The organism is Pedobacter hiemivivus (genome assembly GCF_004331685.1).
Lineage (GTDB): Bacteria > Bacteroidota > Bacteroidia > Sphingobacteriales > Sphingobacteriaceae > Pedobacter > Pedobacter hiemivivus.
Window position 1 is genome coordinate 102,223 of the sequence record NZ_SJSM01000002.1, and the last position, 24,675, is coordinate 126,897.

Genomic DNA, 24,675 nt, shown 5'->3' on the forward strand with positions numbered 1-24,675 from the left:
CAGCATAATGACAGTGGAACAGCCTTGTGTTATTACTTTTGTTACGCTAAAAACAAACAGGATACTATAATTTTGGAATATTTAAAGATCATTGCTTTCACGCATAAACAGATTGACCTAAAGTCCTTAGGTAAATTGGTAATATGTGAGCAGACATTGGACGATAGGTTGAGAAACATTCAATCAGAGTTAGGTGTTAAGGAAATATTCTATGTAGGAACCTGCAATAGGGTAGAATTTGTATTCACCGCCTCAGGGAATTTAGATAGAGATTTTATTCTTCGCTTTTTAACTGTCCTGGATATGGGATTGCCGCCGGAGTATATGGAGCAGTTTATTGAAAACGTTTCTGTATACGAACAGCTGGAAGCTTTTAATCATCTGTTACGTACTTCTTGCTCATTGGAAAGCTTGGTGGTCGGGGAAAAAGAAATTCTTGCACAGATTCGTAAGGCTTATGAAGCTTGTCGCGTTGCCGGATTTACCGGAGATTATATGCGGATGATTATGAACAGGGTAGTGAAAACTGCTAAGGAAGTTTATACACATACCAATATTTCTAAAAACCCTGTTTCTGTTGTTTCTTTGGCCTACCGTAAGCTGCGCGACCTTAAGATGTGTGCCAACTCAAGGCTGCTGATTATTGGTGCGGGCGAAACGAATAAAAACTTAGCTCAATATCTTAAAAAACATAAATACTCGAACTTCTCTATTTTCAACAGAACACTTGCAAATGCAGAAGTATTAGCTAAAGATTTGAATGGTACTGCTTACCCGCTTACAGAACTTGAAAATTACAATCAGGGATTTGATGTGATTATTACTTGTACCGGAGCCACTGAGCCAATCATTACAGAAGAGATTTATAAAAAATTGCTGAATGGCGATACCAGTAAAAAGGTAATCGTTGATTTGGCTATTCCTAACGATGTCGCGCCAGAAGTGGTTAGGGACTTCCCAATGCACTATATCGAGGTTGAGTCTTTAAAAGAGACTGCCCGTAAAAATATTCAGGAGCGCTATGATGAGCTGGTAAATGCCGAGCACATTATCGATGAAAACATCAAAGATTTTGGATTGGTATTACGCCAACGCAAAATTGAAATCGCTATGAGCTGCGTTCCCGAGAAAATTAAGGAAATTAAGCATACTGCTATCAATGGGATCTTTGCCGAAGAGATCAGTAATCTGGATGAGAATTCAAGATTAGTATTGGAAAAGGTGATGAATTATATGGAAAAAAAATACATCAGCGTTCCAATGGTAATGGCAAAGGAGATATTGGTAAAGAATAGCTAAATTTGCCAAAAAATTAGCAATCAACGTGAAAAGACTTATTATAGGTACAAGAGGTAGCGACCTGGCTTTATGGCAAGCCAATTTCATTAAAGATAAATTAGCAGCTATCGGTGTTGAAGCTGAACTGAAAATTATTAAAACTCAGGGTGACAAGATTTTAAATCTTAGATTGGATAAACTGGAGGGGAAAGGCTTTTTTACCAAAGAACTGGAAGAGGAACTTTTAGGTGGCACTATTGACATTGCCGTACACTCGCATAAAGATTTACCAACTGTACATCCTGATGGATTAACTATTGCTGCGGTAACCGAGCGCGAAGATCCATCGGAGTTGTTGCTAATCCTTAAGGATTGTGTAAACATCACTCATAAGCTCTCTCTAAAAACGGGAGCAATGGTTGGAACTTCATCAAACAGACGTAAAGCTCAATTGCTTGCGCTTCGCCCGGATTTAAATATAGAAGATTTAAGAGGTAACGTACCTACTCGTATCCAAAAGTTAAGGGACGAGGATTATGATGCCATCATGATCGCTAAGGCTGGAGTGAATCGTCTAAATATAGATCTTTCTGAATTTCATGTCGAGGTGATAGATCCTACGGATATAGTTCCTGCTCCTGCGCAAGGTGCTCTTGCTATTCAGATCAGGGAAAATGATAGCGAATTGTTTGATACGCTTCAGCAAATACATCACAAGGAAACTGCAGATGAGATTGCTGTGGAACGTAAGGTCTTAAACCTTTTCGAAGGTGGCTGCCATATGCCTTTAGGCTGTTATTGCAAAAAGGAAGAGGAGCAATATGAGGTATGGACTTCAAAGGCTGAAACTGATGAAGACTTTCCTGACCGTTTGTTCTACCGTGTGGAAAACCTGGATGGACTGGCCGAAAAAATTGTTGCTAAGTTTAGTGGGGAAAGAAAATTCCCCGCCAAGGTATTCATTTCGAGAGAAGTTGGCGAGCACAATTACTTTAGAAAAGCGCTTGAAAAACACAATATTGAAATAGATGCCAGATCATTGATCCGTACTTTTCCGATTGTAACTGTATTGGATCCGTTTTATCTAAAGCATATAGAATGGATTTTCTTTAGCAGTAGGAATAGTGTGGATTATTTCTTTAACCTGAAACCGATGTTGCCTAAACATGTAAAGTTTGGTGTAGCAGGTCGTGGGTCTGAGGATTCATTGAGACGAATGGGCCATGTGGCTGATTATGTTGGTGAAGGTGGAGATATAGAAGAGGTTGCTGAATTGTTTGCTGAGGCTGTTGCTGGAAAAACTGTATTGTTTCCAAGGGCGCAGGATTCATTGTTGAGCATTCAAAAGGCATTAAAGTCCGATACAAAAGTAGTTGATCTGCCGATTTACGAAACGGTTATTGAAGAAAATATAGATCAGACTTATGCTGAGGTACTCATATTTACAAGTCCATCAAATGTGGATGCGTATTTTGTGGATAACCTATTGGATCCGGGACAAAAGGTAATTGCTATAGGCAACTCTACCGCTAAAAAGTTTGAAGAAATGGGAGTGAAGGTGATTTTACCTTATTCTCCTGATGAAATCGGTTTAGCTGAAGCCGTTTTCGGAATTGATATATAAAAAAAGGTTACTATGTTACAACGTCCACGTAGATTAAGGAAAAATCCTGTTGTGAGAGAGATGATAGCCGAAACTCGGTTATCTAAAGACATGTTCATTTATCCGTACTTTGTTGTTCCTGGAAATAATGTTGTTCATCCCCTGGATGCAATGCCGGGCATCAGTCATTTTTCAGAGGATACGCTGATCAAGGATGTAGAGAAGGGATTAAAACTTGGCGTAAACAAGATTATGCTTTTCGGCGTGGGCGATGAGAAAAGTGACAATGCTGCATCTGCTTATCATGATCATTCTTTAGTTCCTTCGGCAGTACGTTTATTGAAGAAAAACTTTGGTGACGACCTTTATATTGTTACTGATGTTTGTGTGTGTTCTTATACATCGCATGGGCATTGTGGTATATTAAAGAACGATTACGTACAAAATGATGAAACCGTTGAGGTTATCGCAAAAATGGCACTTACACATGTACAGGCTGGCGCAGATATGTTGGCTCCATCTGATATGATGGATGGACGTGTAGCTGCAATGAGGAGTGTGTTAGATGGAGCTGGTTATGTGAACGCAGCTATTATGTCGCACGCAACCAAATTTGCATCCGCCTATTACGGTCCGTTTAGGGAAGCGGCAGATTGTGCGCCGAGTAAAGGTGACAGGAAAGCTTACCAAATGGATTTCAGAAACCCTAACGAAGCTTTAAGAGAGGCTTTGCTGGATGAAAGTGAAGGTGCAGATGTGTTAATGGTAAAACCCGCGTTGGCTTACCTTGATATTATGCATAACTTAAAACAGCATACTGATTTACCGATTGCTTGCTATAATGTATCAGGTGAGTACTCGATGGTTAAAGCAGCAGCACAAAGGGGCTGGATAGACGAACAAAAAGTGGTAATGGAAACCATGCATGCTTTTGCGCGTGCTGGGGCAAGCATTATTACAACTTACCACATTAGGGATATTGTAGAGAATAATTGGATGTAAGTTGTGGTTTGCTGGAAACAATAGGACACACAGAATTGAAATAAGCATATGTTAGAATCTTTAAAAAAAATGTTTTCAGGAAATGAAGGCGAAGTACCTGTAAATACAGGGAGCAAACCGGATATTTCCAGAGAAAAATCTGCAGAGTTATACGAAAAGGCGAAAAACTATTTCCCGGGTGGTGTAAACTCTCCAGTTAGGGCTTTTAAGTCGGTTTATGGTACTCCACTTTTTATTCAAAAAGGGGATGGCTGTTTTGTATGGGATGCAGATGGTAATCAATTTATAGATTTTTGTGCTAGCTGGGGGCCATTAATTCTTGGGCATAACAATGCTAAGGTGAGGGAGAAAGTGACTGAGGTGATGCAAAGTGGCATGAGCTTCGGTGCACCAACTGCTTTGGAAAACGAATTGGCAGAGCTGATCATTAAGAACAATAAATTTGTTGAAAAAATACGTTTTACGAGCTCTGGCACAGAGGCAGTGATGTCGGCCATTAGGTTGGCTCGTGGATATACAGGTAAAGATAAGATCATCAAGTTTGAAGGTTGTTACCACGGTCACAGTGATTCTTTATTGGTGAAAGCTGGTTCTGGTTTGGTTACTTTCGGCGAAACTTCATCTGCGGGTGTACCTAAAGCTTTTGCACAAGAAACTATCGTAGTGCCTTTAAATGATACAGAAGCTTTGAAACAGGCTTTTGATCAGTTTAAAGATGAGGTGGCTGCGGTAATTATTGAAGGCATTCCGGCAAATAACGGTTTGTTGATGCAGGATGCCGCTTACATCGAGTTTTTGCAGGGCATTTGTGAGGAAAATAATGCTTTATTGATATTTGATGAGGTAATTACTGGTTTTAGGATAGGCTTTGAAGGTGCTGCTGCTTACTATGGCGTGAAACCTGATATTGTTACTTATGGTAAAATTATAGGTGGTGGTTTACCTGTGGGTATGTATGGCGCTTCTGCTGAAATTATGGGACACATTTCTCCTGATGGAGGCGTTTACCAGGCAGGAACACTTTCTGGTAATCCTGTAGCTATGGCTGCTGGAATAGCTCAACTGACAGAATTGCTGCGTTCTGGGTTTTATAAAGACCTGAACAATAAAACAAGCGAGTTTGCAGAGAGCATACAGCGTTTTGCAACTGCCAGAAATTATAAGGTAAAAGTATTTTATGTGGGCTCTATCTTCTGGATTGCTTTTACAGATAAGGACAAGATTCAGTCTGCAGAAGATATTGACCACAATAGCATGGAGAAATTCAAAATAATGCACAGAGAATTACTGAATAGAGGAATTTATTTAGGTCCTTCAGGATATGAGGTAGGTTTTGTTTCTGCTGCGCATTCAAAAATAGAACTTGAAAAAGCTAAAAGGGCCATCTTTGATAGTCTTGATGTTGTTTTCAGGAACAAGTAATTAAATAGTATATTTATAAAGTAAAACGCTGGTAATCTTGAAAAAATCGATCATTATATTTTATTTCATGTTGCTTTACGCAATGGTGCAACTGATTTCATGGGGCTCATTGGTGGTAAGGTTGGAACCTGCCAGAATGGCAATGGTCATGGGAGAAGGATCGGTGTTTTTATTTTTACTGTGTATAGGTGCCTATTTTTTACACCAGTCTATTAAAAAAGAAGAACGCTTACGTGAGCAACAACAGAACTTTTTATTGTCTGTAACGCATGAGTTAAAATCGCCATTGGCAGCTATAAAGTTGTCTATACAAACGATCGTGAAGCGCGATCTGGATAAAGCAAGGCAGACTTCATTGTTGAATAATTCCCTAAAGGATATTGAGCGTTTGGATGATCTTGTGGAGAATATGTTGTTGGCTACTAAGATTGAAAACCGCTCCTATTCCTTCCCAAAGGAGGAATTTGACTTTTCTGAACTGGTAACTAAGATTACTGACAGGCTGCAGGTGCATTCCTGTGGATGTGAGCAATTGATTACACCTGTAATTAAACCCGGCATTAAAGTAATGGGGGATCAGTTTGCACTTTCTTCGGTAGTCACTAACCTTGTTGAAAATGCGGTGAAGTATTCGGGGCCTTGTGCGGATGTATCGGTCGAATTGACGGAGAAAGATGGTCATGCGTTTTTAAGAGTGTCTGACAAAGGGCCAGGTATTCCTGATGCAGAAAAGATGCTTATTTTCGATAAATTTTACCGTGTTGGTGATGAGAATGTCAGAAAATCAAAAGGAACAGGTTTAGGCCTGTTTATTGTTAAGGAAGTATTACAAAGCCACGACGCTGATATCAGCGTTAGAGATAACGTACCGCAAGGTGCTATTTTTGAAATAACATTTAGTTGATTATGCAACAGAAATTAAGAATACTGCTGGTTGAAGATGAAGACCATTTATTAGATGCGATAAAATTAAACCTTGAGCTTGAAGGTTATAAAGTACATGCCGTAAAAGACGGTAAAACGGCCTTGAAGGTTTTTAAGGAAGAACGTTTTAACCTAATCATTCTAGATGTAATGCTTCCAGAAATGGATGGATTCCAGGTATGTGAAACCATTAGATTAGAAAATACTGAAGTGCCTATTCTTTTCTTAACTGCTAAAAACACCAGTGAAGACAGAGTAATGGGACTTAAAAAAGGAGCCGATGATTATTTGGTAAAACCTTTTAACCTGGAAGAGCTAATCTTAAGAGTAGGCATCCTGGTGAAACGCAGCATGAAAGCTGACGATTTAAAAGAAATAAATTCTTATAAAATTGGTGATAAAACTATCTATTTTAATTCATTTGAATTGAAACAAGATGATGGTGTTATTGTTCCTTTAACCAAAAAGGAAACCATGCTTTTGAAATTGCTGATAGAGCGTAAGAATGAAGCTGTATCCCGCGAGCAGATTTTGGAAACGGTTTGGAATTATGACGTTTATCCGTCTACAAGAACGATAGATAACTTCATTTTAACTTTCCGTAAGTATTTTGAGCCAGACCAAAAGAATCCGGTTTATTTTCATTCCATCAGAGGTGTAGGTTATAAATTCACTGATATTCATTAATGTATAATTCAAAAGGCAGGTATGCCCTGATGGCAGTTTTTGCTATCGCTAGTTTGGTATGCCTTTTTTATGATCAATATCAGCTGGCAGCAATTGCCGGCTTTTTGTTTGCCTTTGTTTTGTGGAGCCACTTTAAGCACAGTTCTATATTGCTGGCTTCAAAGCATTTTAAAAATGGCGACCATACACGTGCTGAGAAATTACTGAATGAGGTACCTAATGCTGATCGGTTAGCCCGAAACAGACGTGGGTACTATGAGTTTATGCGAGCTAATATTGCCTTAAAAAAGGAAGATTATGAGGCTGCAGAGCATCATTTTCAGATCGCCAGCCGTTTTCCATTAGGAGGAAAGAATGACAAGGCTTTTGTGATGATCCATTTGGCCAATCTAGCCTTAAGGAAGAAGGATAAAGTACGCAGTAGTGCTTACCTTGAAAAAGCAAAAGAGCTGGCGGTAACGCCAAAAGCACTTGACATAATTAGTAAAATAGAGAAAGAAGTAAACAGTTTATAAAAGAAATAGAGGATAAATTAAGAACAAATGAACACGTTATTTTTAGATGCAGCATTTTCAAAGCAAACAGAACGTCCACCGGTATGGATGATGCGCCAGGCAGGTCGTTTTATGCCAGAGTATTGGGAGATTAAAAACAAGTACTCCTTTCTTGAAATGTGCAAAACACCAGAAATTGCTGCTGATGTAACGATGTTGCCAGTTGATTTGCTGGGTATTGATGCTGCTATTTTATTTTCTGATATCCTGGTTACCGGAGAGGCTATGGGGGGGGACCTGAGTTTTACACAAGGTGTTGGACCAAGGTTTGCGAATCCAGTACGTACATTGAAAGATGTGGATGCTTTGGAAGTAGATGTATTGGATAGGTTACAGTATGTTGCCGATGCAATTAAAGTGATACAACAACGCTTAAATGGTAGTATTCCACTGATTGGTTTTGCAGGTGCGCCTTTTACAGTGATGAGTTACTTAGTAGAAGGTGGTTCATCAAAAGATTTTAAATTAACTAAATTGTTGATGCATAATGAGCCAGAGGTTGCACATAAATTATTGGCTAAAATCGCAAAGGTTACTGCTGATTATCTGAACTTGCAAATTGCTGCTGGTGTTAATGCTGTACAAATTTTTGACAGCTGGGCTTTAGCTTTATCTTGGAACGACTATCAGGAATTCTCTCACCGTTATATTCAGGAAATTATTGCCAATTTAAATAGAAAGGATATTCCAGTAATTTCTTTCTGTAAAGGAAGTTCTGTGTTTGCTCCAATTATGGCAACTGCTAAACCAGATGTAATTTCTGTAGACTGGAATGCGGATCTTTTAAACATTAAAAATAGCCTACCTGCAGGTATTGCAGTTCAGGGAAATCTTGATCCGCATATTTTATATGCAAACAAACCTGTGATCAAAAGAGAGATCCTTAGATTGTTTGAGCGTATGCGTGGGGAGAAGGGCTTTATATGTAACCTTGGTCATGGTATTATGCCTGATATTCCTTTTGACAATGTAAAATATGCGATAGAGGTTATTAAGGAGTTCAAATACTAGGTTAAAAATGGAGAAATACTATTACTACATCATGTCCGTTCACATCATCTTTGTGGTTAGTTGGATGGCTGGATTGTTTTATAGTGTGCGTTTATTCATCTATCATACTGAAGCTAATGATCGGCCTGAAGTTGAACGCAATATCCTCCAAAAAGAATACGAAAAAATAGAGCATAAGCTCTGGCACATCATTACTACACCTGCTATGGCCCTTACGGTACTTGCTGGTGTAGGCATGGTTTGCATACGACCATATCTGTTAACTACGCCTTGGTTTCATGTAAAGCTAGGCTTTGTAGCGGCATTACTGGTTTATCATTTTATTTGCCAGAACATCATGAAACAGCTAAAGCTTGGTAAATTTAAGCATAGCTCTTTTAAGCTTCGTTTGTGGAATGAGGTAGCCACTATTTTGTTGGTTGCCATTGTATTTACCGTAGTTTTAAAAAGCGCTGTAGACTGGGTTTATGGGCTTATTGGTTTAATCGTTTTTGCTGTTGTAATTATGATGGCTGTAAAATGGTATAAACACTATCGGAAAAAGCACGATTGCTAAAATTGCTTTTATCTTTGTAGCTGTGGAAGAACCTATCATTACCGTTAAAAACTTAACAAAGCAGCATCAAGCTGGACAATCATCTGGTGTTAGTGATGTCAGTTTCGACATCAAAAAAGGAAATATTATCGCTATTCTAGGTGAAAGTGGGAGTGGCAAATCGACATTACTGAAATGTATTTACGGTTTGCTGAAGGTAGATAGTGGCGAGGTGTCTTTTAAAGGTAAACGTATTTTTGGACCTGATGAGCAGCTTATCCCTGGTCATAAGGAAATGAAAATGGTTACGCAGGACTTTTCTTTAAACATATACGCTAAGGTATATGATAATATAGCATCCATGCTTTCCAATACCAATATACAAGCAAAGCAAGAAAAGACCATGGAGATGATGCAACACCTGCACATCGAGCATCTTAAAGACAAGAAAATTACGCAATTAAGTGGGGGAGAGCAGCAACGTGTAGCTATAGCAAAGGCAATGGTAAGCGATACCGCTGTATTGTTATTGGACGAGCCTTTTAGTCAGGTTGATGCCTTATTGAAAAACCAGTTGCGCGCTGATATTAAAAGAGTAGCTGCTGAAACTGGTGTTACGGTAGTTATGGTGTCCCATGATCCCGCTGACGGCTTATTTCTTGCTGATGAATTACTTATCCTTAAGGATGGAAAGTTATTGCAACTGGGCAATCCTGCTTATGTATATAATCATCCTGATCACATTTATACTGCACAGCTACTAGGTAATGCCGTTGTTTTAAATGCGGAAGATGCAGCAAAGCTAGGTTTAGAAATAAAAACAGGGCAAGCTGTTTTTTATCCGGAATGGGTAGAGTTAAAGAACTCCTGGAACAGCAAACGCTTTGAAGTGAAAGATGTGTACTATAAAGGTTTTTATGAAGAGTTGTTGCTGGAGCGGAACGGAGTAGTGATCAGAGCTATCCAGCTAAACCGGGGCGAACATAAAAAGAACGATCATGTTCAGGCCAACATCACTCGTTTTTTGACTTTGTAAAGCCATAAAAATCAATCTGCTAAAATTTCATTTTTCATTTTCGTGTCATAACATCTGTTTGTGGAGTCATCCTGACTTTTTTACTAAAATATTCAGGAGTTGAGTGTTAACTTTGCAGCGCTTAATCAGTTTAAGCGATACATCTTAAAGTATAAAAGCAGATGCAGAAGGGACAACCTCAATCCATAATAGTAAGAATCATTTTTTTGTTCACCATAATCTTGTGCAGCTTGTCGTCTTTTGCACAAGAAACAGCTGTAAAGGGAATTGTTACCGATGTAGGTACTAAAGAAACTATCCCTTATGCTTCTTATATCGTTGTAGGTAGCGGTAAAGGCGGGCGTACGGATGCCGATGGTCGATATAACATCACCATAGATGGTAATTATACCCAGCTTAAATTTAGTTATGTGGGTTATAAGTCACAGGTAAGGACTATTAAGCCGGGGACTATCCAGACAATTAATATTCAATTGCAAAGCGAGGCGATGCAGATGAATGAAGTGGTGATCAAGGGCGGTAAAAAGCCAAAGTATCGCAACAAAGAGAACCCCGCTGTAGAACTGATTCGTAAGGTAATCGCCAATAAGTCGAAGAACCGTATGGAAAGTTACGACTATGTGAATTATAAAAAATATGAAAGGATGCTGTTTTCTATGAGCAATCTTTCTGATAAGTTTAAAAATAAAAAGATATTCCGCAATTATCAGTTCTTGTTTCAGGAACAGGATTCTAATAAAATTGGGGGTAAAAATCTATTGCCGGTTTTTCAGCAGGAAAAGCTTTCGGAGAATTATTTCCGTAAAAGCCCCGAAAAGATGAAAACTGTAGTAGTTGCTGATAAGCAAGTGAATTTTGATCCGCTTTTTGTTGATAATCAAGGTCTTACTGCTTATTTCGATAGGATGTATCAGGATATTGATATTTACGATAATAATATTTCTATCATTAGTAACCTGTTGTTAAGTCCGATAGCCGAGGGTGCTCCAACTTTCTATAAGTTTTTTATTACAGATACGATCAAAACCCAGCAACCTCAATTGATAGAGCTTTCTTTTACACCACGAGGTAAAATGGATATGTTGTTTGAAGGTAAGTTGTATGTTACTATGGATGGAAATTATGCTGTTCAAAACGCATATCTTACCGTTAATAAAGATATTAACCTGAATTTTGTTAGAGGACTTGAAGTGAAACTTGAGTTTGATCAGAACCCTGATAAGCGATATCATCTGAGTAAAAGTAACTTGATTGTAGATTTTGGAATCACTAAAAAAAATGGTACTGGATTTACGGGTGAACGTACGGTTACTTATAAGGACTACGAAATTAACCAGCCACCAGCAGAAGACGTTTATAAAGGCTCAGCTGCATTGGCTGTTGCACCGGATGCAACTAAGAAGTCTGATCAGTTTTGGATAGATAACAGGCCTGAAGCCTTGAATCTTAACAGCTCCAAAATATATCGGAATTTAGATACGTTACAAACTATTCCATCTTTTAAGCGAACCATGGATATTGTAACGCTATTTTTTGCGGGCTACAAGGATTTTGGCCCCTTTGAAATGGGACCTGTAAATACTTTTTACAGCTTTAACAGTGTAGAAGGTTTTCGTTTACGTTTAGGGGGTAGATCAACAACTGCGTTAAGTAAAAGATATTATTTTGAGACCTATGCTGCTTATGGCTTTGATGACCAAAAATGGAAATATTTCCTAAGTAGTACTTATTCATTAAACAACAAGTCAATTTATTCTTTTCCGCAAAATTACTTAAGGGCAAGTTTTCAGCGGGATACTAAGATTCCAGGCCAGGAGTTAGAGTTTGTTCAGGAAGACAATTTTCTTTTATCATTTAAAAGGGGGGACAACAGCATGATGACGTATAATGATATTTATAGGTTGGATTATGTTCATGAATATGAAAATCACTTCTCTTATAGTTTAGGTTTGCGTAAATGGAGTCAGACTCCAGGTGGAGGTTTATATTTTAACAACTCGGGACAAACTCTTTTTTCAAGGACCAATCAAATCAATACTTCAGAGATTACTGTAGGACTAAGGTATGCACCGCATGAGAAATTTTATCAGGGTAAATTATATCGTACACCTTTCGTTGATAAATATCCAATATTTAACCTACGCTATACGGCGGGTTTGAAAGGTGTTTTAGGAGGTGAATACAATTACCATAACTTTATGGCTAGTGCTGAAAAGCGTTTTTATTTGTCGCAATTGGGCTATACTGATGTGACTTTAGAAGGCGGTTATAATGTGGGTAAGTTGCCTTTTCCACTATTGTCTATTCATCGAGCCAATCAAACTTATGCTTATCAATTGCAATCGTATAATTTGATGAACTTCCTTGAATTTGTGAGTGATCATTATGCCAGCATTAATATCGACCAGAATTTTAATGGATTCTTTTTTAACAAGATCCCATTGCTTCAAAAATTAAAATTAAGGGAGGTAATGTCGTTTAAAGCTTTATATGGTGGTTTACGTGATGAGAACAATCCAGATAAAAATCCTAATGCGATGCAGTTTGTGCGTAATCAGGACGGCTTGCCAATTACTCACGGCTTAAGTAGCGAGCCTTATATCGAAGGAAGTGTTGGTATTGGGAACATCTTTAAAGTACTAAGGGTTGACGCTGTAAAGCGTTTCAATTACCTGGATAATCCAGGTGTTTCGAGCTGGGGATTCCGTGCCAGGGTAAAATTTGATTTTTAGTCAAAATAGAAAGCAGGGTGACTAAGCATAAAGTTTAGTCACCCTGCTTTTTTTATGATTAATCGAAAGCAATCTGTTCTGGTCCGGATACTTTTTCGATATGACAGGCGCATTTACCACCTTTTACTTTAATAATAGCAGATTTTGTCTGATTAGTCTCCACAGATGTACCAGTGATTTTTAAATCATCTCCAGCTTCAGACAGACTTTTGGTATTCCCGTCATCCACTATTATAAAAGAACCTTTTATTAGATTGGATGCTGCAGCAGAATTTGCATACACTTTTTCTCCGGTTCTTTGGTTTACCACACTAAAGTCTTTAACCTCGGCACCCACTGCTTTGTTGTCTACGAATTTTATAACCAAAGAGCGAAATTCCTCAGTACAGATTCTGTCTTCGCATCCCGTGTCAGTTGTCTTTTCTTTACAAGACAGCAAGGCGCTGACCAGTAAGAGTGCAAGTACTATTTTTTTCATAATTTATCGGTTTTAGTGATAAACGTAATAACTCACTAAAACGCTACATTTTTACTCAATTTTTATACTTAACCCTTTTATGGTTTGCCAGCCTTCTTTGTCTGTCAATCTGATCATAAAATGATAGTCACCAGGATCAATATCCGCCGGTATTTGAATTTCTGCACTTGCCTGATAGGTTTTTTGCCCTGAAGGAATAGTAATGTTCTTAATCAGTAAGAATGGTTTTACAGGCTGTTTAACCTGAGCCAGATTGCATTCTTCCAGTTCGGTACTATGCGTATGGTGATCAAAATTATGATGGATGTCCAGATTTAGTGATCCCAACTGGACATTATCGCTAAGCAATGCCTTGAATATAAATTTCTCCCCACGTTTAACTACACTGCATTGTTTTGGAAATGCGTCACTTGTAGCCGTATTGATCTCTGGATAAATTGTGTCAATTGGTTCGGTATTATCTTTACTACAATTGCTCAGCACGAGCATCAATGCCAGGCAGAGGCTCAATAAACTTAGTTTTTTCATTTTATTTATAGTCTATTGTGATAGGTATTACTTTATAAGTGCTGATGTTGTGCGTGGTGTTTTTGTATAGGATAACCCAATTGTATTTTTCTGATTCCCATATTTTCTCTCCATTAATTGGGTTAGCTGCCGGCTCATTGTTGTCTTTTTCGGCGCCAATTACAATGGATTCACCACCATATACGCCATTTATCTGTTTTAGCGTAGTGATTTTTGAAGCGGCAGCAAGCGCTTTGTGTTCTATTTTAGAGACAACAATCGCTTTGCTAAGGTCAAGCTTATCGATGCTTTCTGGGTAATAATTGGCTTTCCTTTTTATGAGTACAGAGTATAGAATGCCATCACCTTTAATGTCATTCACTTGTGCATGAAGTTTCAGCTCATCACCCTTTTTAACAATCAGTTCAGTTTCCATATAGGTACCCATGGAATAAATCATGATGTCATTACGCGAGACAAAGTCGCGGCCAATTTTTGGATCAACAGGGATATTTGCAGGGTCAATGATGGTTAGGTCTTCCTTAATTTCAAGTTTCGTCCCATTTTCATCCAGCACTACAAAGTAGAAATCATATTTGCCTTCGGGTGCCTCGGCTGGAATGGTAAAGTGCTTGTGTACATTGGTGTTTTTAGCACCCTTGTATTCTGCCCAGGTCAATTCAAATTTCCAGGTAGCAGTATACTTTTCGCCGCTTTTCTGTAATATCTTTACCCGAACATCTTTTATCTTATCGGCAGCTATCACATCCGCATTGAAATGGAAATCCCTTCCCCTCAATGCTTGCTTGTTTCCCGATCCGATTTCTACATTTGTTGCAGTGGGAATTGCCTTTTCAGGTTCAACTTCTTTATCTTTTTTACAGGCCTGGAAAGCTGTAACAAAAAGTAGTAAAGCCGCTATAATTTTCTTTGTGTTCATAGTTGATAATGTGTTTTTGTTTGAAATTTTAATTGTATTTATTTGATAATTCATTATTGATTTCTTTTTTTTGTTTATTTAAAGGGATGTTAAAAGGGACTTTTAACGACATAATTATATTTCTTCCTGCTTCAGGAAGTTCAATAAGCCGGTAAAAGCTGGTATGGTTCAAGTATTTGGTATTTAGCAGATTTTGAGCCTGTAAACTGAGCGTCAGCTGCTGTCTGCAAAGGCCAAATTTTATCCCTGCCTGAATATTAATTAACCCATAGCCCGGCGTTTTCTTTTCAGGTGGCACAATGTTATTTTGTTTTGCGGTGATTCGGTAGTCTATTGAAAAATAGGAATGTTTAAAAAATGATTCCGATTCAGGCGACCAGGTTAGGTTAGCCAAAGCTGAGGCTGGTGGAGAGAAGGGAAGTGTATAGCCCTTTTTGTCTCCCGATACCTGCTTCGCAAATAAGTATTCGCCCAATAACTCAGTACTCAGATTTTCCGTGACTTTATATTTCAGCTGGAATTCGCCCCCATATCTAAGCACTTTGCTTTGGGCATACTGGAAAATCTGGTTGCCTGCACCATAGTAAAAATCATGGTTTGCGGTAGGGTTCAGGTAGATGTAATTGGGGAAATAATTGTAGAAAGGACTAATTAGCACAGACCAGCGATCTTCGTTCCATCCCAAACTCAGATCCAATTGGTACGACTGCTCGGGCGAAAGTGTCGCATCTCCTTTTTCATAACTGAAATAATGATAATTTACCCCATTGGCCCCCAGTTCCTTTGCTATCGGCATTCTGAAGCTTTTACCAATATTGGCCTTCAACAGAAAATTGTGAACATTATAATTTATGCCGGCCGACCAAACCAGGCTGTTGAAACTGCGATTTAAATCATTAGCCCTGATTAGCTTTTCTGATATTATTGTCTCCCCTGCTGTAAGCTCAGAATCAAACCAGTCAGTATATTTAAACATCCTGATCTGCCCATAATCGTAGCGCAATGCGCCATGCAGTAAAACCTGTTCGTTTATTTTGTATTTATCGTATACAAATACCCCTGCGGAAGCCTGTTTAAAGGAGGGCACCAAGAATGTCCAACCGTTAATCGCATTGTCCTGATATTCTGAATTGAAGCCTGTGGTTAGTTGATGATTTCCAACATTGATCATATCTCTAAGATTCATGCTATATACACGCTTATCAAATTCCCTTTCCAGTTCAGGAGAAATAGAGAGATAATCGGGATAAACAGGTGGCATATAGCCATGATTTACATATTGACTGAATTCCTGCCTGAAATTTCGTTGATACCCCAGTTCCATCTCCAGCTTATGGCCTTTTGCCTGATAGTTGCTGCGATTGATCAGCTTAAAATGGTTTACCTGCTGGTTGGGCATCTGGACGTCCCTTGCGGATGCATCGTGCATTTCTGTATTTACTCTTCTCGGCTCCAGGCCGTGCGCATTGGCGAAGAACCCGCTTTTGCTGTAAATGTTACTGAGGTAAAAAACGGATCTGAAACCTTCCTTTACATAACCCGTATTTAGGTGTAATCCTGTTTCCTGGCCGGCAGTATTGCGCAGATTTCGGTTGTGCAACCTAACCGCATAGTCATACACAAATACCGTGTCTGTGGGTACACTGTAATCTCCGTAATTCTGATAGGTGATACGGGAATCAAAGAACCAATCTTCCTTTCGGCCAAACACATTAACAGAGCTCCCATACAGGTTGTTGTTACTTTTGCCAATCAGATCAATCGAACCACCTAGTGTGTTTTTCTGTGGTGCATTAGCTGGTTTTACATCGATGACTCCGCCTATAGCATCCGATCCATATATAAAGGAAGCAGCGCCTTTTATCAATTCGACCTCTGCGGCAGCAAACTGGTCTATTTCTAAGCCATGATCAGCTCCCCATTGCTGTCCTTCATGTTTTACTCCTTTATCGATAACCACTACTCTGTTAAAACCAAGTCCGCGGATCAGTGGTTTTGATTGCCCTGATCCAATACCAATGGTCTTAATACCAGGTAAACGCTCTAGTGTTTTCATTAAACTTCCACTAAGGTTCCGTTGTATAAAATCGCTGCCAATAGTAATTACATTTAATGATTCTTCTTTTTGGCGTAGTTGCAACCGCTTGTCTTTAATCACTACCTCTTTCAACTGATGTGTAGAAGGGGGAGGCGTGGTTTTTAAAGTAGAATCGGGCAGACTATTTTTAGCCTGTCCAAAGCCGGTTTGAAAAATGAGCAACAAGGGAAATAATAGTACATAGAAACTCTTCATTGAATTTTTGGAGTTCAGTTATAGAAAAAAATAGACAAAAGGATACCTGTCTGCTTAAAGCAGGCTTAAATTAAGGTGTAAGGAGAAAAGGGAGGCTGGTTAAGCGAAATACGGCGGCCCTTTGTTGGCGATGATTTTCGGAGTAAAATCATAGTTTCCTGTTAGCACACACGTATTCAGTGTGATGGCTTCAGGATTTACGATGGTTAGTACTGTCGGATAGTACAACAATATTTGTTGGCCTTGAGCGTAGTGATAATAATCGCAAATGGAACATTTGTCTAAAGACTGAATCTGATCTTTATCTTCGAATTGCACATCCTGGTCTGAATGCTTGTCAGCATGTATATGAAAAAGTTGCGCAGTAGATATGAACAAAAATAGCACCATTAACAGAAAGGAAGCAGTCTGCTGTGATTTTGTCCATAAAAGTTTGGCACTTGATTTCATAACTGCATCAAAGTTGCATTTATAATTTGTGATATGCAATAGTAAATGCAATTAAGTTGCTTTTTAAATGTCTTGATATTTTCTTTCTTTTATTCTTTTATTGAGGTAAATTAGGATGTCGAATTAAAAATTAGCAGCTATGAATGAGGAATATCTGGTACTACCATTGGTTAAAAACTCGGTAGACATGCGTTTTGAACTAAAAATTGGTGAATACATGACTTTTATAGTCTTTAAAGAGCATGGTAAAAAGATCTGGCTGATCCATACCGAAGCTCCTGAAGAATTGAAAGGGAAAGGTGCTGCAACAGCTGTAATAGAGAAAACCTTGTCGTATATTGAAGATAATGGTTATCGACTTATCCCTTTGTGTCCCTTTGTAGCGGCTTATCTGAAGAGGCATCCCGAATGGGAACGAATTTTAGATGAGAGTGCAAAGCCTTTTTAATATTCCAGGATGATCAGATTTGGTGTGGATGTTTTGATCGCTCAAAATCCTGACTTTAAGAACCAGCGGATAGCTTTAGTAACCAACACAGCAGCAACAACAAATCAATATGAGCCAATTAGTCTGGCGTTATTAAAAGCGGGTTTTAATCTGGTTAAGTTATTTTCTCCTGAGCATGGATTTGATGCTAAAGGTGCCGATGGAGCTAAAATGCAAAATGGGGTTGACCAGGTTACCCAATTGCCTGTTATAAGTTTATATGGAGATCATTTGTCGCCAGCAGAGACAGATTTGCAAGATGTAGATAAGATCATATTTGATATCCCGGATGTGGGTGTCAGGTTTTATACTTATTTATGGACATTAACTTATGTTTTGCAAGCGAGTGCGAATTATAATAAACCGGTAATAATTTTGGACAGACCCAATCCAATTTCTGGAAATTGGCAGCTGTGCGAAGGCCCTATGTTAAATGAGCAATACTGCTCATCTTTTATTGGCAGATGGAATATACCGCTAAGACATAGTTGTACTTTAGCTGAACTTGCCCTTTTCTTTAATACAACGAAAAATATCAATGCCGATTTAACGGTTATACCTTGTGAAAATTGGGATAGAAATAAATTTCAACCAGAATGGGGGATCAAATTCTTACCTACCTCTCCAGCTATAAGAAACATTAACGCAGCTATGCTTTACCCTGGTTTAGGTCTATTGGAAGCAACTAATATCAGCGAAGGAAGAGGTACAGCTTTGCCCTTTGAAATCCTTGCATCGCCTTGGATGAATCATTTTGATTTTCTATCAATTGCTAAGACGGATGGTATCAGTGTAGAAAGTATAATCGTTAGGCCAAATGAAGGAAAGTATTCAGGGCAGGATTGTTTTGGGCTACGCTTTAAGCTCAAAGCATATGATCATTTCAAATCGGTATATCATGGATTGCTACTGATTAAGTTGATTAAGGATCATTATCCAGCATATTTTAAATGGGCAACTTATCCTACAAACGTAAATCCAGATGGGACTAATCATTTAGATAAATTGTTAGGATTTCCCCAAAGTGAAGCATTTTTTGAACTGCCTATGGCGAAATTTAAAACCACGATGATTGAAGTTTGTAATGCTGGTGCATGGGCTGAGGAAATAAAGCCCTACCTGCTTTATTAATCTTAAACAATTAGATGATGAATTATCCTTATTATCTCAGCTTGCTGAATAAATAAGGAGGCGGTGTTCGAATAGAACATCGCCTCTTTTTCGTTGTGAAGGCAATTCAATCAAGTTTTTTATGGCATAATCTGGCGTTTTTGGTCTGTTTCTTCGTTGATTATCAAGATGGTAATCGGTAGATAAAAAATAAAAAAATATTTGGAAATGTAATAATCATAACTATATTTATGGCGTATTGTAAAACATTGTTTTATAATATAAAACAATAGAGTGATTTTATTTAACCAAATATATTATGCAATCGAAATTACTATACTTACTGGGTATGCTATTTTGTGTCTTTATGGCACAAAGCTCGTATGCTCAGAACAATACATCCATTAAGGGGCAAGTGACTTCTGCGGATGAAAAGTCTGGATTCCCAGGCGTTGTCATTAAATTAAAAGGTACTTCAGTTATTACCAGGACCGATGTTAACGGAAAATATCAGATAGCAGCTCCGGCAAATGGTGTATTGACATTTAATTATATAGGGTACGACTCTGTATCAGTACCTGTTAATGGCCGCAGGGAAATTAATGTGAAGATGCAATCAAAGGACAATAAATTAGACGAAGTCGTTGTAATAGGCTATGGTACTCAAAAGAAAAGTGACCTCACTGGTTCATTGTCGCAAGTAAAAGCAAAAGACATTAATTCATATCCTGCAACAAATGCATTGCAAGCCTTAGCTGGTCGCGCGGCAGGCGTGCAGGTTTTACAAAATACAGGCGCTCCAGGTGCAGGTGTAAGTGTGAGAATACGTGGTACCAACTCTATTCAAGGTAGCAACGAGCCTTTATATGTGATAGATGGTTTTCCAATAGCCGGCAGTAATCCATCAGTGATCAATAACTCAGATATCGAAAGTATGGAGATCTTAAAAGATGCGAGTGCTACAGCTATTTATGGCTCAAGAGGTGCAAATGGTGTTGTGCTGATTACAACAAAAAAGGGAAAGGCAGGTCAAAATCAAGTTAGTTTTGAAACAACCTATGGTATTCAGACACTCCGTAAAAAAATGGATCTGATGAATGCACAGGAATATGCCACTTTTTACAATGAGCAGGCAGCAAATGATAAACTAGCACCTTATTTTACTGCAGATCAGATTGCTGGTATGGGGAAGGGTTTTGATATTCAGGATCTTGCTTTTAGAAAAGCACCTTTAAAAACCATTTCTTTTGGCCTGAGTGGCGGGAGTGATAAAACCCAGTTCGCCATCGCTGGAAGTATTTTTGGACAAGACGGAATTATTAAAGGCAGTAGCTATGATCGTTACTCTATCAATTCAAATGTAAATCACGAAATCAGTAAAAAGTTTAGTGTTAACCTTTCTACCACAATAACGCGCATCAAATCCGAAGCTCAAAATAGTAGTGGTGGAAATAGGGGCGGGTCGTTGATTTCTGCTATTATTTCTGCGCCGCCAACGCTTAATCCATATAATGATGACGGCAGCTACAGAGGAATTTCAACAAGTTTCCCTTATGTTTTATCAAATCCGCTTAATTATATCAATGAACAAAGTAATTCAACTACTTCCAATCGGATTTTGTCGAATGGAGCTATCGTATATAAACCGATTCCTGAGTTGAGTATTAAGATTTCTGGAGGAGTAGAAAATGCAGATGACCGTAACGATGCGTATACCACACTTAAATTTATCAATTCGAAAGGGAGTGCTAATGTTTCAGCTACTCAGTCTACTAGTTTGTTGAGCGAAAATACGATCAGCTACAATAAAACATTCAATCAAAAACACAGTGTATCGGCAGTTGCAGGCTTCACCTATCAGGACTTTTTAAATACCTCTTTATCTGGTAGTGGTAATGGATATATTAGCGATATCAGTGAAACTTTTGACCTGGGCTCGGCAACCACCCCTGGAATACCCGGTACATCGTACGTTAAATCGTCGTTATTGTCCTATTTGGGGCGTTTAAATTATGCTTATGACAGCAAATATTTAGCTACAGTAAGTTTCCGTGCCGATGGATCCTCAAAATATAGTGAAGGTAATAAATGGGGGTATTTTCCTTCTGCCGCCTTGGCATGGCGCATTTCTAACGAAGATTTTCTGAAGGAATCGACCATTATATCCGATATGAAATTAAGACTTGGATGGGGCTATACAGGTAGTCAGGCCATCAATCCTTATGCTACATTAAATCAGTTACTATCTAATAAAACTGTTTTTGGGGATGCTTTATTTACCTCGTATGCGCCAGGAACAGTTTTGCCGGGTAATTTGAAATGGGAAACTACAGAGCAAAAAAATATAGGTATAGATGTGGGGATATTGACCAATAAAATTTATCTAACCGCCGACTACTATATCAAAAATACGCGTGATTTATTAAATACGGTACAGTTACCATCATCGATGGGCTTTACCACCACCATACAAAATGTTGGTGAAGTAAGTAATAAAGGATTGGAGCTGGCCTTAAATGCTAAACCTTTCTCCGGCAATTTTAGTTGGGATATCAATACCAATATTTCCTTTAACAGGAATAAAGTAGTTAAGCTTTATGGTGGACAGGATATATTAGGAGGCGCATTTAATGTGTCAGCAGTTAATGATTATGCCAATATCCTACGTGAAGGACAGCCTATCGGTATTTTTTATGGTTACGTAGAAAACGGATATGATGATAAAGGCAAAATCAAATACAAGGATTTAAACAATGATGGTGTAATATCCACAGCCGATAAGACATATATCGGTAATCCTAATCCAGATTTTACCTACGGCTTTAACTCTACCATGAGTTACAAAAACTTTGAGTTTACCTTCTTTTTACAAGGATCTCAGGGTAACGATATCTTCAACATCAGCGCAATCAACAATACAGTTGATTATGGCTATGGTTTAAACATGCTAAGAGATGTTTATTTAAATCACTGGACCCCGACAAAAACGGACGCGAAATATCCGGTGATCAGCAACAGTACCTCAGCTACAGCATCCAATCGCTTTGTGGAAAACGGTGCTTATTTGCGTCTAAAAAATATTCAGTTGGCCTATAATCTACCGGTTCAAAATCTTAACATCAGTTGGGCCAAAAGATTACAGCTCTATGTAAGCGCACAGAACATATTAACCTTTACCAAATATTCAGGTTGGGATCCAGAGATTAACTCCAGAGGGGGTGCTAACTCCACAGCTCAAGGATTTGACTATTACAGTTATCCAAATGCAAAAACTTATAACGTAGGCATTAGAGCTGGATTTTAATCACATAAGGACATATAATCTTAATTATAAAGACATGAAAAATCTCAAATATTTAATTCTTCTGCTTCTTTTTTCTTCTTGCCAAAAACAGCTGTTGGAAGATCCTAAATCCCTGGCGGCAGAGAAATTTTACAACACGGCAGCCGAGGTGCAGGGCGCTGTAAATGCTATTTATACCCCATTTAGAGATATCAATGGACTGGTTACCTACATCGCTCAAGTAGATTGCTATGTAGATTATGGATTGGGCCGTGGAAGCTATGCTTCTTTAAATGATTTTCAGGGATTAAACTCAACCAATATTACGCGTGTAGGTTCAATGTGGGACTTGTTTTACCTGAGTATCAGAAATGCCAATTTTGTAATTAAAAATGCACCTAATGGTAAGGAGATCAGTCAGGCTGATATCAATACCAATGTTGGCGAGGCTAAGTTTTTACGGGCCTTCAACTATTTCTTCCTGGTAAGAAACTGGGGCGGTGTACCTATTCGTACAGAAGCAAATATGACCGTTGTTGATGTTAAACGAAATACAGCGGATGACGTTTACAAGCTCATCGTTGCCGATTTGCTGGATGCAGAAGCCAATTTGCCAATAACCCAACCTCAGGTTGGTCGCCCAACCAAGTGGTCTGCCAAGACTTTGCTTGCCGATGTTTATTTACAATTAGGGAAATACCCTGAGGCTAGAGATAAGGCTAACGAGGTGATATTAAGTGATAAATTCGCTTTAGTTCCGATTAGCTCTACTGATGACTTGCAAAATATATTCGGCCCAACAGTCGTAACCACTTCAGAGGAAATATTCTATATAAAATTTACCAGACAAAATCTGTTCGGTAATTACTTCGTGATGTTTTTGAACCATCCAGGTACTAAGTTCAGTGGTGCAGGTGGCTTTTATGGTCTCCATAGTGAAACTGTTAATCCTGTTTACAAAAACTGGGACAATAACGATTTCCGTAAAGGACTTTGGTATCCTTACAATATTGGTTTGGATGGAAATTCATTGCTCAATAAGAAATTTATAGACCCCTTAGCTACCTCACAAAGCGGCCATGGAAATGATATGCCTTGGTATCGTTATGCAGATCTATTGTTAATTTATGCCGAAGCCGCTAGTCGTGCCGAGAATGGACCATCTGCTGCATCGATGGAAGCGCTAAACAAAGTTCATCGTAGGGCATACGGAAAAAATCCCCTATTGCCTTCTACGGTTGACTTTAAGGTAGCCGATTATAATGCGACTACATTTCTTGATCTCATCATAAAGGAGCGTGGCTACGAATTTCAGTATGAAGGTAAGCGCTGGTTGGAGCTTAAACGCACAGGGAAAGCTGCCGAAATCATATTGGCAACAAAAGGAAAGGTGATCGCAGCTAAGCATTATTGGTGGCCAATACCTGTTTCTGAACTAGGATTTAACAAAGCTTTAGATCCGGTTAAGGATCAGAACCCGGGTTATTAATATATCTTAATTGGTAATTAAGAAGATAGATAAAATTACGATGATGAAAAGACTGCAAGGAAAAAAGGCATTGGTTACCGGCTCATCGAGAGGCATAGGGAAGGCGATAGCATTGCAACTGGCTCAGGAAGGTGCTGAGGTGGTGATCCATTATAATCAGAACCCGACAGAAGCCTCTGAAGTGGCTGATGTCATTTTAAAAAATGGTGGACTGGCACACGTGTTACAAGCTGATCTAAATCATGCAGAGCAGGCAATTAAGCTAGGAATGGATGCCTGGGAAGTAATGGATGGTATTGATTTTTTGGTAAACAATGCAGGGGTATCCTATAAAAAACACTTTTTGGATACCACTATGGCAGATGTAGATCATTTCACCAATATCAATTTTAAAGGAACCCTTTTTTTAACTCAAACAGTGGCAAAACAAATGGTGTTGAACCAAACTGAGGGAAGTATTTATACCATTACCTCTATTAATGCAATTCAGCCGGGACTTGGTTTAAGTGTATACGGCGCTACTAAAGGCGCTTTAGAGACTTTAATGAAAGGCGTTGCTTTAGAATTAGCTCCACATCAAATCAAAGTAAATACCATTGCTGTTGGTGCCATCGAAACAGATATGAACGCTCCGGTATGGCAGGATCCAGAAAAACTAAAATTGGTAAATGATCATATCCCGTTGGGCAGGTTAGGTCGCCCTCAGGAGATCGCGAGCATGGTTGCCGATCTCCTGGCCTCGGGAAGTTATATGACGGGGGCCACCATTAAAATAGATGGGGGCTGGCAACTTCAGCAAGGTTTTTTAAAATCACAGTCCTACAATAATTAAAGTACTACAGTATTAAAATATA

The 24,675-nt window shown here is 38.7% G+C and carries 21 protein-coding genes; 16 read left to right on the forward strand and 5 right to left on the reverse strand.

Features of this window, described 5'->3' with window-relative positions:
* Window positions 1–72 precede the first annotated feature (72 nt).
* From hemA to EZ444_RS03740, 11 genes are all read left to right on the forward strand, one after another.
* Entirely contained in the window at window positions 73–1,299 is a 1,227-nt protein-coding gene (hemA, locus tag EZ444_RS03690) for a glutamyl-tRNA reductase (protein WP_131607385.1), read from the forward strand.
* A gap of 25 nt (window positions 1,300–1,324) precedes the next feature.
* On the forward strand, window positions 1,325–2,902 hold the full coding sequence (gene hemC, locus EZ444_RS03695) for a hydroxymethylbilane synthase (protein WP_205945204.1): 1,578 nt from the start codon (window positions 1,325–1,327) through the stop codon (window positions 2,900–2,902).
* A gap of 12 nt (window positions 2,903–2,914) precedes the next feature.
* Window positions 2,915–3,883 (forward strand): porphobilinogen synthase, encoded by a 969-nt coding sequence (hemB, locus tag EZ444_RS03700; protein WP_131607387.1) that lies wholly within the window; start codon window positions 2,915–2,917, stop codon window positions 3,881–3,883.
* Between the two features lie 48 nt (window positions 3,884–3,931).
* Window positions 3,932–5,305 (forward strand): glutamate-1-semialdehyde 2,1-aminomutase, encoded by a 1,374-nt coding sequence (hemL, locus tag EZ444_RS03705; protein WP_131607388.1) that lies wholly within the window; start codon window positions 3,932–3,934, stop codon window positions 5,303–5,305.
* A gap of 37 nt (window positions 5,306–5,342) precedes the next feature.
* On the forward strand, window positions 5,343–6,209 hold the full coding sequence (locus EZ444_RS03710) for a sensor histidine kinase (RefSeq protein WP_131607389.1): 867 nt from the start codon (window positions 5,343–5,345) through the stop codon (window positions 6,207–6,209).
* A 2-nt stretch (window positions 6,210–6,211) separates the two neighbouring features.
* Window positions 6,212–6,916: a response regulator transcription factor gene (locus EZ444_RS03715; protein ID WP_015809248.1), complete on the forward strand. Its 705-nt coding sequence runs from the start codon at window positions 6,212–6,214 to the stop codon at window positions 6,914–6,916.
* Window positions 6,916–7,431 carry a tetratricopeptide repeat protein gene (locus EZ444_RS03720; protein ID WP_131607390.1) on the forward strand — a complete coding sequence of 172 codons (516 nt, stop codon included), beginning with the start codon at window positions 6,916–6,918 and terminating at the stop codon, window positions 7,429–7,431. Before EZ444_RS03715 ends, EZ444_RS03720 begins: the two co-directional genes overlap by 1 nt.
* A gap of 27 nt (window positions 7,432–7,458) precedes the next feature.
* Window positions 7,459–8,481: a uroporphyrinogen decarboxylase gene (gene hemE, locus EZ444_RS03725; RefSeq protein WP_131607391.1), complete on the forward strand. Its 1,023-nt coding sequence runs from the start codon at window positions 7,459–7,461 to the stop codon at window positions 8,479–8,481.
* A gap of 7 nt (window positions 8,482–8,488) precedes the next feature.
* Window positions 8,489–9,037 (forward strand): protoporphyrinogen oxidase HemJ, encoded by a 549-nt coding sequence (gene hemJ / locus EZ444_RS03730; RefSeq protein ID WP_131607392.1) that lies wholly within the window; start codon window positions 8,489–8,491, stop codon window positions 9,035–9,037.
* Window positions 9,038–9,059: 22 nt separating this feature from the next.
* Entirely contained in the window at window positions 9,060–10,052 is a 993-nt protein-coding gene (locus EZ444_RS03735) for an ABC transporter ATP-binding protein (RefSeq protein ID WP_131607393.1), read from the forward strand.
* 161 nt (window positions 10,053–10,213) lie between these two features.
* Complete coding sequence (locus tag EZ444_RS03740; protein WP_131607394.1) at window positions 10,214–12,784, forward strand: DUF5686 and carboxypeptidase-like regulatory domain-containing protein; 2,571 nt, start codon at window positions 10,214–10,216, stop codon at window positions 12,782–12,784.
* A gap of 58 nt (window positions 12,785–12,842) precedes the next feature.
* On the opposite strand, the gene EZ444_RS03745 is transcribed toward EZ444_RS03740, so the two are convergent.
* From EZ444_RS03745 to EZ444_RS03765, 5 genes are all read right to left on the reverse strand, one after another.
* Window positions 12,843–13,262, reverse strand: a complete 420-nt coding sequence (locus tag EZ444_RS03745; protein WP_131607395.1) for a hypothetical protein — start codon at window positions 13,260–13,262, stop codon at window positions 12,843–12,845.
* A gap of 51 nt (window positions 13,263–13,313) precedes the next feature.
* Window positions 13,314–13,790, reverse strand: a complete 477-nt coding sequence (locus EZ444_RS03750; protein WP_131607396.1) for a DUF4625 domain-containing protein — start codon at window positions 13,788–13,790, stop codon at window positions 13,314–13,316.
* Between the two features lies 1 nt (window position 13,791).
* Complete coding sequence (locus EZ444_RS03755) at window positions 13,792–14,709, reverse strand: DUF4625 domain-containing protein (RefSeq protein ID WP_131607397.1); 918 nt, start codon at window positions 14,707–14,709, stop codon at window positions 13,792–13,794.
* A 28-nt stretch (window positions 14,710–14,737) separates the two neighbouring features.
* Entirely contained in the window at window positions 14,738–17,002 is a 2,265-nt protein-coding gene (locus EZ444_RS03760) for a TonB-dependent receptor (RefSeq protein WP_131607398.1), read from the reverse strand.
* A gap of 99 nt (window positions 17,003–17,101) precedes the next feature.
* The gene (locus EZ444_RS03765) at window positions 17,102–17,452 is read right to left on the reverse strand and encodes a hypothetical protein (RefSeq protein ID WP_131607399.1); all 351 of its coding nucleotides are present in this window, start codon (window positions 17,450–17,452) and stop codon (window positions 17,102–17,104) included.
* A 139-nt stretch (window positions 17,453–17,591) separates the two neighbouring features.
* On the opposite strand from EZ444_RS03765, the gene EZ444_RS03770 reads away from it, so the two are divergent.
* From EZ444_RS03770 to EZ444_RS03790, 5 genes are all read left to right on the forward strand, one after another.
* Complete coding sequence (locus EZ444_RS03770) at window positions 17,592–17,900, forward strand: GNAT family N-acetyltransferase (protein WP_131607400.1); 309 nt, start codon at window positions 17,592–17,594, stop codon at window positions 17,898–17,900.
* A 9-nt stretch (window positions 17,901–17,909) separates the two neighbouring features.
* On the forward strand, window positions 17,910–19,070 hold the full coding sequence (locus EZ444_RS03775) for an exo-beta-N-acetylmuramidase NamZ family protein (protein WP_131607401.1): 1,161 nt from the start codon (window positions 17,910–17,912) through the stop codon (window positions 19,068–19,070).
* 298 nt (window positions 19,071–19,368) lie between these two features.
* Window positions 19,369–22,353, forward strand: coding sequence for a SusC/RagA family TonB-linked outer membrane protein (locus EZ444_RS03780; RefSeq protein ID WP_131607402.1), 2,985 nt, complete (start codon window positions 19,369–19,371; stop codon window positions 22,351–22,353).
* 34 nt (window positions 22,354–22,387) lie between these two features.
* Window positions 22,388–23,821, forward strand: coding sequence for a RagB/SusD family nutrient uptake outer membrane protein (locus tag EZ444_RS03785; RefSeq protein WP_131607403.1), 1,434 nt, complete (start codon window positions 22,388–22,390; stop codon window positions 23,819–23,821).
* A gap of 40 nt (window positions 23,822–23,861) precedes the next feature.
* Entirely contained in the window at window positions 23,862–24,653 is a 792-nt protein-coding gene (locus EZ444_RS03790; protein WP_225874621.1) for an SDR family NAD(P)-dependent oxidoreductase, read from the forward strand.
* The last annotated feature ends 22 nt before the right edge of the window (window positions 24,654–24,675 follow it).

Bases quoted from the DNA above. Each gene is read 5' to 3' on its own strand.
- hemB (WP_131607387.1), top strand. From the start codon at position 2,915: ATGTTACAACGTCCACGTAGATTAAGGAAAAATCCTGTTGTGAGAGAG.
- hemL (WP_131607388.1), top strand. From the start codon at position 3,932: ATGTTAGAATCTTTAAAAAAAATGTTTTCAGGAAATGAAGGCGAAGTA.
- EZ444_RS03715 (WP_015809248.1), top strand. From the start codon at position 6,212: ATGCAACAGAAATTAAGAATACTGCTGGTTGAAGATGAAGACCATTTA.
- EZ444_RS03720 (WP_131607390.1), top strand. From the start codon at position 6,916: ATGTATAATTCAAAAGGCAGGTATGCCCTGATGGCAGTTTTTGCTATC.
- hemE (WP_131607391.1), top strand. From the start codon at position 7,459: ATGAACACGTTATTTTTAGATGCAGCATTTTCAAAGCAAACAGAACGT.
- hemJ (WP_131607392.1), top strand. From the start codon at position 8,489: ATGGAGAAATACTATTACTACATCATGTCCGTTCACATCATCTTTGTG.
- EZ444_RS03740 (WP_131607394.1), top strand. From the start codon at position 10,214: ATGCAGAAGGGACAACCTCAATCCATAATAGTAAGAATCATTTTTTTG.
- EZ444_RS03745 (WP_131607395.1), bottom strand. From the start codon at position 13,262: ATGAAAAAAATAGTACTTGCACTCTTACTGGTCAGCGCCTTGCTGTCT.
- EZ444_RS03750 (WP_131607396.1), bottom strand. From the start codon at position 13,790: ATGAAAAAACTAAGTTTATTGAGCCTCTGCCTGGCATTGATGCTCGTG.
- EZ444_RS03755 (WP_131607397.1), bottom strand. From the start codon at position 14,709: ATGAACACAAAGAAAATTATAGCGGCTTTACTACTTTTTGTTACAGCT.
- EZ444_RS03760 (WP_131607398.1), bottom strand. From the start codon at position 17,002: ATGAAGAGTTTCTATGTACTATTATTTCCCTTGTTGCTCATTTTTCAA.
- EZ444_RS03765 (WP_131607399.1), bottom strand. From the start codon at position 17,452: ATGAAATCAAGTGCCAAACTTTTATGGACAAAATCACAGCAGACTGCT.
- EZ444_RS03770 (WP_131607400.1), top strand. From the start codon at position 17,592: ATGAATGAGGAATATCTGGTACTACCATTGGTTAAAAACTCGGTAGAC.
- EZ444_RS03775 (WP_131607401.1), top strand. From the start codon at position 17,910: ATGATCAGATTTGGTGTGGATGTTTTGATCGCTCAAAATCCTGACTTT.
- EZ444_RS03780 (WP_131607402.1), top strand. From the start codon at position 19,369: ATGCAATCGAAATTACTATACTTACTGGGTATGCTATTTTGTGTCTTT.
- EZ444_RS03785 (WP_131607403.1), top strand. From the start codon at position 22,388: ATGAAAAATCTCAAATATTTAATTCTTCTGCTTCTTTTTTCTTCTTGC.
- EZ444_RS03790 (WP_225874621.1), top strand. From the start codon at position 23,862: ATGATGAAAAGACTGCAAGGAAAAAAGGCATTGGTTACCGGCTCATCG.